The 10,406-nt window shown below is 54.7% G+C and carries 11 protein-coding genes; 8 read left to right on the forward strand and 3 right to left on the reverse strand.

Annotation, left to right across the window (positions count from 1 at the left end; translation table 11 throughout):
* Positions 1-1,468: methyl-accepting chemotaxis protein (locus L692_RS30390; RefSeq protein ID WP_036725863.1), on the reverse strand; the 1,468-nt coding region annotated here is incomplete at its 3' end.
* A gap of 246 nt (positions 1,469-1,714) precedes the next feature.
* On the opposite strand from L692_RS30390, the gene L692_RS0126600 reads away from it, so the two are divergent.
* From L692_RS0126600 to L692_RS0126620, 5 genes are all read left to right on the forward strand, one after another.
* Positions 1,715-2,512: a DUF6492 family protein gene (locus L692_RS0126600; protein WP_025702935.1), complete on the forward strand. Its 798-nt coding sequence runs from the start codon at positions 1,715-1,717 to the stop codon at positions 2,510-2,512.
* Positions 2,513-2,611: 99 nt separating this feature from the next.
* Positions 2,612-3,625, forward strand: coding sequence for a LacI family DNA-binding transcriptional regulator (locus tag L692_RS0126605; protein ID WP_025702937.1), 1,014 nt, complete (start codon positions 2,612-2,614; stop codon positions 3,623-3,625).
* Positions 3,626-3,655: 30 nt separating this feature from the next.
* On the forward strand, positions 3,656-4,345 hold the full coding sequence (locus L692_RS0126610) for a response regulator transcription factor (protein WP_025702939.1): 690 nt from the start codon (positions 3,656-3,658) through the stop codon (positions 4,343-4,345).
* Positions 4,338-5,426, forward strand: a complete 1,089-nt coding sequence (locus L692_RS0126615) for a sensor histidine kinase (RefSeq protein WP_025702941.1) — start codon at positions 4,338-4,340, stop codon at positions 5,424-5,426. The genes L692_RS0126610 and L692_RS0126615 overlap by 8 nt, the downstream gene beginning before the upstream one ends.
* A 98-nt stretch (positions 5,427-5,524) precedes the next feature.
* A complete protein-coding gene (locus L692_RS0126620) occupies positions 5,525-6,346 on the forward strand; it encodes a D-Ala-D-Ala carboxypeptidase VanY (RefSeq protein WP_025702942.1) in 822 nt (273 codons plus the stop codon).
* Positions 6,347-6,439: 93 nt separating this feature from the next.
* Here the strand turns inward: L692_RS0126620 and L692_RS0126625 are convergent, their stop codons facing one another.
* Both L692_RS0126625 and L692_RS0126630 read right to left on the reverse strand, forming a co-directional pair.
* Positions 6,440-6,859, reverse strand: a complete 420-nt coding sequence (locus L692_RS0126625; protein WP_025702945.1) for a hypothetical protein — start codon at positions 6,857-6,859, stop codon at positions 6,440-6,442.
* A gap of 3 nt (positions 6,860-6,862) precedes the next feature.
* A complete protein-coding gene (locus L692_RS0126630; protein WP_025702947.1) occupies positions 6,863-7,060 on the reverse strand; it encodes a helix-turn-helix transcriptional regulator in 198 nt (65 codons plus the stop codon).
* Between the two features lie 364 nt (positions 7,061-7,424).
* Here L692_RS0126630 and L692_RS0126635 point away from each other — a divergent pair, with 364 nt between their 5' ends.
* The 3 genes from L692_RS0126635 to L692_RS0126645 form a co-directional block, all read left to right on the forward strand.
* Positions 7,425-8,267, forward strand: coding sequence for a sugar phosphate isomerase/epimerase family protein (locus tag L692_RS0126635; protein ID WP_025702949.1), 843 nt, complete (start codon positions 7,425-7,427; stop codon positions 8,265-8,267).
* Positions 8,267-9,229 carry a sugar kinase gene (locus L692_RS0126640; protein WP_025702952.1) on the forward strand — a complete coding sequence of 321 codons (963 nt, stop codon included), beginning with the start codon at positions 8,267-8,269 and terminating at the stop codon, positions 9,227-9,229. Before L692_RS0126635 ends, L692_RS0126640 begins: the two co-directional genes overlap by 1 nt.
* Positions 9,229-10,406, forward strand: a 1,178-nt coding sequence (locus L692_RS0126645; RefSeq protein ID WP_025702953.1) for an MFS transporter, incomplete at its 3' end; no start/stop codon positions are given. The genes L692_RS0126640 and L692_RS0126645, both read left to right, overlap by 1 nt.

The raw sequence follows: 10,406 nt of genomic DNA on the forward strand, positions 1-10,406 counted from the left end.
CAATCTGGCTGGAGCCGAGCTTGGCGCGGTCCGATTCGGTGTAAATATCCTTCAGGACGGCGGCTATTTTCTTGGTCTCATGGTTGCTCTTCTCCGCGAGCTTGCCGATCTCGCTCGCCACAACGGCGAATCCTCTTCCGGCTTCTCCGGCTCTCGCGGCCTCAATTGCGGAATTCAGCGCAAGCAGGTTGGTCTGGTCGGCCACATCCTTGATGACGTTCAATATGACCTGAATGTCCTTCGTCTTCTCCGAAAGGATGCCGATCGTATCATGGGTCCGAAGCGATTGCTGCACAGCGTCCTCAATGGCGTCCGATATGACATGAACGGAGTCCGTCCCCTTGTCCACGGATTCCACCACCCGCCCGGAATAATTACGGAGATTTTCCGAAAAGGCGGATACCTGCGACGCGATCTGGGAAATGTCCCGCGATTTGTCCACAACCTCCCGAATCCCGGCGGATACCGTCAAGGCGTTCTGCCGCATGAGCTCCGAGCTTGCCGACAACTGCTGCGAGGTGGCGCTGGTGTCCCCGGCGATGACCGACACATTCGCGGAAGCCTCTTGAAGAGTGATAATCGCCTCCCGAATCTTCGAGATCAGCAGCAGAAAGTGGTCCATCAGCAGATTGAACCCCTCGACCATCTTGCCCACTTCTCCCTGCTGGGCCAGGTGAATCCGATGGGTGAAATCGTTGCGCAGGACAAGCTCGGTGCAATCCGTAATTTCCTGGAAAGCGTGCCGGATCTCGCCCGTCAGCTGTCTGATCGACAGAACCGACATCAGCAGCGCGACTGCCAGAACGAGCACGATGCCCGCCCAGGCCGATCTCAAATCCAGATAACCGATCATGTTGAGACTGATCATGGTAATCAGCAGGCCGACGGGATACAAGACGGACAGAATGACCGTAATGCCGATTTTGTGGACAATCCCGAGGTCAAAGCCCTGCCGCTCCAGCTTGATTTCCCGGATGTTCTTCAGATATAGAAAGTCGGTCATGGCTTTGTTGGACGGAAAATAATACAGAGGAACCGATACCAGCCCGGTCAGCAGAAAAAAAGACATAAGCGTCAAAAATTCGGCCAGGGTTGCCCGGCCTGTTATGTATGCGGGGACGTTCATGATAAGCGAAGCGATAACGCTCCAGCGGATAAAAATAAGCAGAGCCTCTATGAAAGGCAGCTTGCCGGCATTGCGTTTGGCCTTCCGGAACAGCTGGTCGTCCGCCTGACGGCTCTTAATGACCTGAAATGCGGCCAAAATGGGACGCATATAATAATATTTTGCGGCCACGCCAATGAGCAGCGTAATGATGCCGGCCAGCATGGCCAGTCCCAGATAGAGCAGGATATGCCGTCTGCCCGACTCCAGATGGGTCAGGACAAAGTACAGCAGTACGGGGACCGGGAGCAAATAGGTCGGGAGTTCCTGCCTGAGTACCATTCGTGTAAACGTTTTGTTCATATCGATTACCACCTGTCAACGTTTTATAGGTAATGATAATCATTATCACTAGTTATCGGCTGGCTTTGAGCGGTTTTTAACAATGTCACCGGATAGTCATAATTTGAAGCCGAAACCAATATGCGACCCATGAACTATCGGCACAACATTTGGCGGTCCTTCGCGCAACTTTTGGGCTCCATTTTCCCATACCCATCACCGCCATCGTTCATACGCTAGAGCAAATGGACGACTGGAGATGAGCGTATGTCCCAAGCCCTTGAAGGACCTGCCATAGATGTGCTGATTCCGGCGATTGAGAAAGATTTGGCTACGCTGCCGCATGTGGTCGACGCTGTGAGAAAGCACGTGAAGCATCCGATCCGCAGCGTGATGATCGTCGCGCCCCGCAAACCGCGTATTCTCGATTTTTGCCGCAGGAAAGACTGTACCTTTATTGATGAAAATACGGTGCTGCCCCTTGCGAAGAAGGACATTCACTACCGCTCGCGTACCTGGGAGCGCTCGGGCTGGCTGTTTCAGCAGCTATTGAAGCTCGGCGGCGACAAGCTGTGCACGGCCGATTATTTTCTGGTCATTGACGCCGATACGGTTCTGATCGCGCCGCACCGGTTCCGCCTGAACGGAAAGACGGTTTTTTACTGCCGGAACTGGAGCCAGCCGGAATATTTTGTGACCTACCGGAAGCTGATGGGCAAGAAGGCCGTCCGCCCCTCCTCCTTTGTGACCCATTATATGCTGTTCGAGCGCAGCCGGCTGGCCCGCATGAAACGGGAGATCGAGTCCAGGCACGGGGTTCCGTGGCACTCCGCGATATTACGCAGCATCAACCGCTCCCGGCAGTTTGGTTTCTCCGAGTTCGAAACCTACGGCAACTATCTGTATGCCAAAGACCCCGGAGGGATGGTGCTAAAGAAAGCTCGCAACAAGAGCCTGAATATGAGCGGCTCGCAGCTTTCCGCAGCCACGGCGGCAAAATACGCCCGGAGCTATCGATCGCTTTCTTTTCACAAGCGGAAGGGCTACACCCGGAAGCCGAAATGATGCGCTCCCGGTCTGCGGGGGCTGATTACACGATTAGACAAGCGCCGCCAACCGCACTATAGTTAATGGATATACGTGTAACGATGGGAGTAGAGAACATTGGTCAGAGCGACAATCGGAGATGTGGCGGCAAGGGCCGGTGTATCCAAGAGCACGGTATCCCAATATTTGAATAAACGGTATCAGCATATGGGGGCGGACACTCGCGCCAAGATCGCAGAGGCCATTGAAGCGCTGGATTACCAGCCGAATGTGCTGGCAAGGGGACTGAAGCAGAAGCGGACTTCAACGCTCGGCGTCATTGTGGCGAATATCATGCACCGGCTCTCCACCGAAATCTGCCGGGGCATCGAGGATTACTGCCAGGAGCAGGATATCAACGTGATTCTGTGCAACAGCGACGAGGACGGGGAGAAGGAGAAGAAGTACGCCGAAATGCTCCAGGCCAAGCAGGTGGACGGCATGATCCTGCTGCCTACGGGGAAGAACGCTTCCCTGTATAAAAAGCTCGCCAGGAACGGGTATCCCATTCTGTTCATGGACCGGCGGGTGGAGAGCGTCAAGGCCGACACCATTGTCGTCGACAACCGGGAGTCCGTCTATGAAGCGGTGTCGCATCTGAAGGAGCGGGGACACCGGAGGATTGCGCTCGCCACGGCGCCGCTGACGATCAGCACACGGCTTGAGCGGACGGAGGGCTTCCTGAAGGCGATGGACGATTTCGGGCTGAATTGGGGCGCTCGAAGCATCATAAGTACAGAAATCTCCGCCTTGCGGGGAAGATTCGTCAAGCTGTTCGGTGAACCGGAGCCGCCGACGGCGCTGATCGCGGGCAATGACCTGGTGCTGCTGGAGGCGCTCGCCTTTGTGAAGGAGCGGGGGCTTCGGGTGCCGGAGGATTTGGCGCTGGTCGCCTTTGACAACATCCCGTTCGCCCACCTGCTGACGCCGACGCTGACTACGATCAACCAGCCTTCGCTGGAAATGGGAAGAAAGGCGGCCGAGCGGATCATCACCCGCATTCGCTCGAAGGAGGAGCTGGAGCCGGAGGAGCTTGTCTTTAAATGCGAGCTGGCGGTGCGCCAGTCGTCGGATTTGAAGCGGGGCGATTAGAAGCGTCTATTGTACAGGAGTGGAGTACGGATGGATCGGATTACTATATTAATTGCGGACGACGACCCTGAAATTGCAGAGCTGATTGCGCTGCATCTGGAGAAGGAAGGCTACCGCCCGATTAAAGCGGCGGACGGCCAAGAGGCTGTTGCTGTCGTGAAGTCCCGGCATATTGATCTGGCAATTCTGGATATCATGATGCCCGGACTGGACGGTTATGAGGTGACCCGGCAAATTCGCGGGCAGTATCTCTTTCCGGTTATTTTTTTGAGCGCCAAGACCTCTGATCTGGACAAAATTACGGGACTGGTCATAGGGGCGGATGATTATATGACCAAGCCGTTTAATCCCATGGAGCTGGTGGCCAGGGTAAACGCGCAGCTCAGGCGGTCCATGCTGCTGAGTCCAACCTCCGCAGCGAATGTCCGGCAGGTGGAGGCGGGCGGCTTGATGGTCGATCCGGACCGGCATTCCGTAACACTGTACGGCAATCCGGTAAAGCTGACGCCCAAAGAGTTCGATATTCTGTATCTGCTGGCCGCTAACCCCAGGCAGGTATTCAGCGCGGATCATATCTTTCAGCAGGTTTGGGGTGACGCCTACTATGAAGGGGGAAATACGGTTATGGTGCATATCCGTACGTTAAGAAAAAAACTTGGCGAAGAACCTGACCGATGGATCAAAACCATTTGGGGCGTGGGGTATATTTTCAATGGTTAAAAGGGTCCTGAGTTTCCGGTCAAAGATGATTCTGCTGCTGGGCCTAAGCCTGCTCTTGTCCGGGGTTGTCACCTTCCTGTTATATAAAGTGCTTCAGTATTATTACTACGAAAACGCGCGTGCGGGCGATTCTTTGAGCCGGTTTCGTCTCATGATCCGAAATTTTGGCGATCTGAATTTCTTTTTGATTTTCTTTGTGCCGCTGGCGATTGTAATATTCTTCTTCCTGACCAGACCTTATGCTGCCTATTTCAATGAGATATCTGCGGGAATTCACCGTCTGGCGAATGGCGATTTCAAAGACCCGGTGCAAATAGGCTCAAATGACGAGTTTGAGAAGATTGCGCAGGATATCAATCTGGCGGGGGAGAAGCTGCGGCGGGCTGTGGAAAGGGGCGATTTTGCAGAGAGCAGCAAGGATCAGCTCATATTGAACCTGGCTCACGACTTACGGACGCCGCTTACTTCCGTATTAGGTTATTTGGACTTCATTCTCCGTGACAAGGAGCTGACAGAGGATCAGGTGCGGCACTATGCAACCATTGCCTATACCAAATCCCGCCGTCTGGAGAAGCTGATTAACGAACTGTTCGAGATTGCCGGTATGAACCATGGCAAGCTTGCCATCCGGAAGACATCGCTTGAGCTGGGCGAACTGCTGCGCCAGTTAAATGAGGAATTGTACCCAGTCTTTGAGAACCACCATCTGACCGCGAGATTGAGCATTCCACCGAAGGTGAATATATCGGGGGACGGGGAGCTGTTGGCCCGCGTATTTGAGAATATTCTGACCAACGCCGCCCGTTACGGAAGAGACGGCCAGTTCATAGACATTAGCTGCACCCATGACGCCGAGGCCGCGACCGTCCGGATCGTCAACTACGGCGACCCGATTCCGGAGGAAGAGCTGCCTTTTATTTTTGATGCGCTTTATAGCGGCGACCGGTCGCGAACCCATCAGGGCGGAAGCACGGGTCTCGGTTTATTCATAGCAAAAAATATCGTAGAACAGCATAAAGGAACCATTTCCGTTCAGAGCGATATCATCCGGACACTTTTTGAAGTACGTTTGCCGAAATGAGTCTGGACACTTTAAAAATATTTAAGAAATACACCGCTTTTTTCTTAATTAACTCCCTCTATCCTTAATGGATGTAAGGAAAAGGAGGACGCTGAGTAATGAAGAAGTGGCTTTTGGTGCTCGCTTTGCTGTTGACAAGCTGCGAGCAGGAGCGGGGGGCCGCAATCCGTGAGACGAACGACCAGGGCGGCGATATTCCGGCCAAGGTTACGGAAGAGCAGGTCTACCAGGGAGATCTGCTCCTGGTTAACAAGGAGTATTCATTACATAAAGAGGGGATACAACCCGATATCGTGAAGCTTTACGGCCATAAGGAAATGGTCCGGGGCTATGCGCTGCTGGACCAAACCATTCGCTTATCGCAAAGAGTGGCCCGGGAATTTTCCGTTATGATCGAGGCTGCGGAAGAAGACGGGGTCCGGCATTTTATGATCAGCAGCGGATATCGGAGCCTGGGTGAGCAGGATCGGCTCTATCAGGAGAAAGGAGCCGATTATGCGCTGCCTTCCGGGCACAGTGAGCATAATCTGGGCTTATCCCTTGATATCGGTTCTACGAAAATGGAGATGAACCGGGCGGCCGAAGGCAAATGGCTGGAGAAAAATGCCTGGAAATACGGATTCATATTGAGATACCCCAGGGATAAGACGGAGATCACAGGCATTCAGTATGAACCCTGGCATTTTCGTTATGTGGGCCTGCCGCACAGTTTAATTATGAAAGACAAAAATTTCACTTTGGAGGAGTACCTGGATTACCTGAAAGCAGCGCGGGCAATTTCAATTGAAGCGGATGGAAAGTCCTACGAGGTTTCTTATGTTCCTATATCCAAGGATACGGTCATCTATATCCGGGAAGGACGCCGCTATTCACTGTCGGGCGACAATAGGGGCGGGGTCATTGTGACCACATACCGCTAACGGGCCGGATACCCGGAGTCCGAAAGCCTGGAAACCGCTTGGGAAGGCTGTCCCGAGCGCAGCAGATGCGCGGGGCAGCCTTCTTCATCCATTTTACAGAACCTTGCTGTATTTATAGATGTAGTAATAACGGAGGCTGTAAGAGAAGACATAGAGCGCCACTGCGGCCAGCGTAATCCAAAGAGACGAACCCGCAAGGATCAGCAAAAAGGGAATCAGCATCATGGCTCTTACGGTCATATCAAAAGCTTTGGCCTTCGACAGATTGTTGATGGCGATGCTTCGTTCATCTCCCGCTTCGATTTCTTGCTGTCTTCGGAAAGCCGGATGCTTGGCGTAATAGCGGGCCATGGCAAGGTGCGCGATGCTGACGCCGATTAGTCCGGACCCTATGCCTACGCACAGACCGGATACGTTCCTGGCCATGTCTCCAGCCTCCAACAGACCGGCAGCCAACAGCAGCATCCCTGCTGCCAGTACCATAGCATTGCGCGCAACTGAACCTTTGTTCACAAGCTATTCCTCCTCGTAGATAAAAATTTCTTCAATCGGCAGCTTGAAATAGCGGGCGATTTTGAACGCCAAAATAATCGAGGGATTATAGCGCCCATTCTCCAGCGACCCGATCGTCTGCCTGGAAACCGCCAAAGCCTCTGCCAATTCCTCCTGCTTGATTCCGTGTTGTTTTCGGATTTCCTCCAGACGGTTTCTCAACATCACACCTCTATTCAATGGAAAGCAAGCTTTACATATTCAATATAACAGCTGTTGCCATAAATGTAAAGTTAACTTTCCATATTGGGCTTGATTTATGCAGAAGCCGGGTGCCTTATAACTGGCGAATAGATGCAAATAAAAAAATGACAGCGCTTTAAAGAAAGGGCTTGCAAAGGATGCGGAGCGGGATTATAATTTAGCTGTAGCAGTAAACCGATTTACTAAACCGATTTACAGACGCCGCTAATCGATGTTTGGATACAGCAGAATCCGTAGTCAGACAGGGCATCGCCCGGGTGGTCAAACGCAGCATTCTCTAAGTGTACAGGGTCTACATTTTTGCTAGAAGGGGGGCGTTTGGATGAATGCGGTTTTTGTTCCGACTTCCGTATTTGGAAGCGCTTGCGGTGCGCAGTACGGCCTGGCCGAACGAATACAATCCGGTGGGGCGGACGGCATCGAGATTCGGCGGGAACTGTTCCTGCCCGGAGCTCTTCCGCTTGCCGAGTGCCGCGAGGCGAACCTGCGCAGCGGCCTGCGCTGCGTATATTCCGTTCCGATGGAACTGTGGAATGCGGAGGGCAGGCTGAACGAAGAGCTGCTCTCGCACATTCTGGCGGAAGCGTTGGTTCTAAAGGCCGAAATGCTGAAGGTGTCGCTCGGGCACTATGCGGGCGTTCGCGGATTTGCTTCGGAGGAGGAGCTGCGAAGCGCCGAGCACGAACGGATCGGCCAGCTTGACCGGCTGCTGCGGCGGCACCGCGGGGAGGCGGGAGCGCTGACGCTGCTGATTGAGAATGATCAGACCTCTTACGGAGGCAGGGCCGAAAATTTGAAAGCGTTCTTTCAGGCGGTGGAGCGTTACGGGCTTGACGGTGTGAAGATGACGTTCGATACGGGCAACTGGTTGTACAGCGGAGAAGATCCGCTAAAGGCGGCCGAAACTTTTGCCCCTTATGTCGCTTATATTCACTGCAAGCATGTCATCCGTTCGGGCGGGGTGTGGGTAACGCTGCCGCTTCCGCAGGATGAGGATGCCCCGTGGAGGAAGCTGCTCGGGCTGCTGCCGGGTAATGTGCCCCGCGCAATCGAGTTCGGGCTGCCCGGTGAAGGGTGTCTTGAAGGATATATCGGAATGCTGCGCGAAGGTTGTTCTGGAGCGATGTCGGCAGAAGCCGCGAAAACCGGAAAGGGGATTGCCTGATGAGCCTTAAGGATGTAGTTACTTTTGGAGAAGCCATGGTCATGTTCGTTGCCGAGAAACCGGGGGCCTTGAAGGACATCGACAAGTTCAGCCGGCGCCTGGCCGGAGCGGAAGTGAACACGGCGGTCGGCTTCGCCCGGCTGGGATTGTCGGCCGGATGGGTCAGCCGATTGGGGGACGACGCTTTCGGGGAATATATTCGCGAGTATCTGGTCAGGGAGAATATCGATATCTCCGGCGTAACGCGCGATTCCCGGCATCCAACCGGGTTTCAGCTCAAGTCGAAGGTGCTGGAAGGCGATCCGCAGGTGCAGTATTTCCGCAAAAATTCCGCAGCAAGCACACTCTCGGGCACGGATGTGGACGCCGGATATCTGACGGACTTTCGCCATCTGCACATGACGGGCATCCCCCCGGCGCTGACGAAAGAGACCCGCGAGTTCGCCTATGCGGCGCTGGGTGCAATGAAGGCCGCAGGACGCAGCGTTTCCTTCGATCCGAATTTGCGGCCTTCGCTCTGGTCCTCCCGTGAAGAGATGGTATCGGTCATCAACGATCTGGCCTGCCGGGCCGATTGGGTGCTGCCTGGAGTGGAAGAGGGCGAGATTCTGACCGGGTCAAGGAATCCGCGCGAAATCGCCGAATTTTATCTGAGCAGGGGCGTCTCGCTCGTTGCGGTCAAGCTGGGGCCGGAGGGCGCGTACTTCTGTACGCCGGGCGGCGAAGGCACGGTTCAGGGCTTCAAAGTAGAGAGGATTGTGGACACAGTGGGCGCCGGAGACGGATTTGCCGTCGGACTGGTCAGCGGTCTTCTGCAAGGGCTTACGGTTTCGCAGGCGGTGCAGCGGGGGAACGCGATTGGCGCGCTGGCCGTGCAATCGGAGGGCGACCACGACGGCTATCCGACAAGACCTGAGCTTGAAACCTATCTTCAACATCATCTGACGGGAGTGGAATCCTAATGAAGAACAATACAAGCGGCGGCTTCGTCCCGGCGCGCTGGCTGCGGCTGATGCCCATCGTGTTCATTACGTACAGTCTGGCTTATCTCGACCGGGCGAATTACAGCTTCGGCGCGGCGGCCGGCATGGCCAAGGATTTGCAGATTACGGCCTCGATGTCTTCGCTGCTGGGCGCGCTTTTTTTCCTCGGCTATTTCTTCTTCCAGGTCCCGGGGGCGCATTATGCCGAGAACAAGAGCGCCAAGAAGCTCGTCTTCTGGTCCCTCATTCTGTGGGGCTTGCTGGCGGCGGCTACGGGCGTTGTCCATAATGTCCACTTTCTGATCGTCATCCGGTTCTGTCTCGGCGTTGTTGAGAGTGCGGTAATGCCGGCGATGCTGGTGTTCTTAAGCCACTGGTTTACGAAAAAAGAGCGCTCCCGCGCCAACACGTTCCTGATCCTCGGCAATCCCGTGACCGTGCTGTGGATGTCGATTGTATCCGGTTATCTTGTCTCTGCCGTCGGCTGGAGATGGATGTTCATTATCGAAGGGCTGCCGCCGATCATCTGGGCGTTCTTCTGGTGGAAGCTCGTAAGCGACAAGCCCGCCGAAGCGGAATGGCTGAATGATGAAGAGAAGAAGGCGCTTGAGTGCGCTCTTCAGGAGGAGCAAAAAGGGCTGAAGCCTGTGAAAAACTACGGGGAAGCGTTCAAGTCTCCGCTCGTCATCAAGCTCTGCCTGCAGTATTTCTTCTGGAGTATCGGTGTGTACGGGTTCGTGATGTGGCTGCCTTCGATTATCAAGTCGGCTCCCGACATGAGTATGGTCACGACCGGCTGGCTGTCGTCCATTCCTTACGTGCTGGCCGTTGTCGGCATGCTGACCGCTTCCTATTTCTCCGATAAGACGCTCAACCGGAAAATATTCGTCTGGCCTTTCCTGATGATCGGAGCCGTCGCTTTCTACGCCTCGTATCTGCTGGGCGCGGATCACTTCTGGCTTTCGTTCATCCTGCTCGTGATTGCTGGTGGCGCCATGTACACTCCGTACGGACCGTTCTTTGCCATCATGCCGGAAATTCTGCCCCGCAACGTGGCGGGCGGCGCAATCGCGCTGGTCAACAGCATGGGCGCGCTCGGATCTTTTGCCGGCTCGTATATCGTCGGCTACCTGAACGGCTCGACCGGCGGCTTCGG

The sequence above is a fragment of the Paenibacillus forsythiae T98 genome, assembly GCF_000520735.1.
Lineage (GTDB): Bacteria > Bacillota > Bacilli > Paenibacillales > Paenibacillaceae > Paenibacillus_AQ > Paenibacillus_AQ forsythiae.

Excerpts from the sequence above, each read along its gene's own strand:
- L692_RS0126600 (WP_025702935.1), top strand. The coding sequence starts at position 1,715 with ATGTCCCAAGCCCTTGAAGGACCTGCCATAGATGTGCTGATTCCGGCG.
- L692_RS0126610 (WP_025702939.1), top strand. The coding sequence starts at position 3,656 with ATGGATCGGATTACTATATTAATTGCGGACGACGACCCTGAAATTGCA.
- L692_RS0126615 (WP_025702941.1), top strand. The coding sequence starts at position 4,338 with ATGGTTAAAAGGGTCCTGAGTTTCCGGTCAAAGATGATTCTGCTGCTG.
- L692_RS0126620 (WP_025702942.1), top strand. The coding sequence starts at position 5,525 with ATGAAGAAGTGGCTTTTGGTGCTCGCTTTGCTGTTGACAAGCTGCGAG.
- L692_RS0126635 (WP_025702949.1), top strand. The coding sequence starts at position 7,425 with ATGAATGCGGTTTTTGTTCCGACTTCCGTATTTGGAAGCGCTTGCGGT.
- L692_RS0126640 (WP_025702952.1), top strand. The coding sequence starts at position 8,267 with ATGAGCCTTAAGGATGTAGTTACTTTTGGAGAAGCCATGGTCATGTTC.